Origin of the sequence: Enterobacter cloacae complex sp. 6730903 (assembly GCF_048283985.1) — a bacterium.
Taxonomy (GTDB): Bacteria; Pseudomonadota; Gammaproteobacteria; order Enterobacterales; family Enterobacteriaceae; genus Enterobacter; species Enterobacter hormaechei_C.
The window spans coordinates 1-304 of the sequence record NZ_JBLVXX010000197.1 but is presented as its reverse complement, the minus strand read 5'-3'; the positions used below and the strand labels follow the sequence as shown (position 1 = coordinate 304).

Below are 304 nucleotides of genomic sequence, written 5' to 3'. Positions count from 1 at the left end.
AAGTCCTGTTGATACTGGAGCATACCGTGCTTCACATATTGTTTCGGTTGGATCTGCCGATTTCGGCGTGCGTGAACCTGAAACAAACCCTATTAACGACGCAGCGATTCAGGCAATGAAGATTAAGTTAGGTAATTTGGTTTATATCCAGAACAATAAAGCTTATGGACCGCGCTTAGAAAACGGCTGGTCTGATCAAGCACCACAAGGTATTTATGGCCTCACGTTTAACTTTATTTCTCAAAAGTACGGTGGCTAAAATGGCAATGACTTTAGAGCAGACAAGGCAAGCTATTATTGATCG

The 304-nt window shown here is 42.4% G+C and carries 1 protein-coding gene; it reads left to right on the top strand.

Annotation, left to right across the window (positions count from 1 at the left end; genetic code table 11):
- Positions 1-259: HK97 gp10 family phage protein (locus ACNQ0W_RS25545; RefSeq protein ID WP_417933329.1), on the top strand; the 259-nt coding region annotated here is incomplete at its 5' end.
- Positions 260-304: the final 45 nt, after the last annotated feature.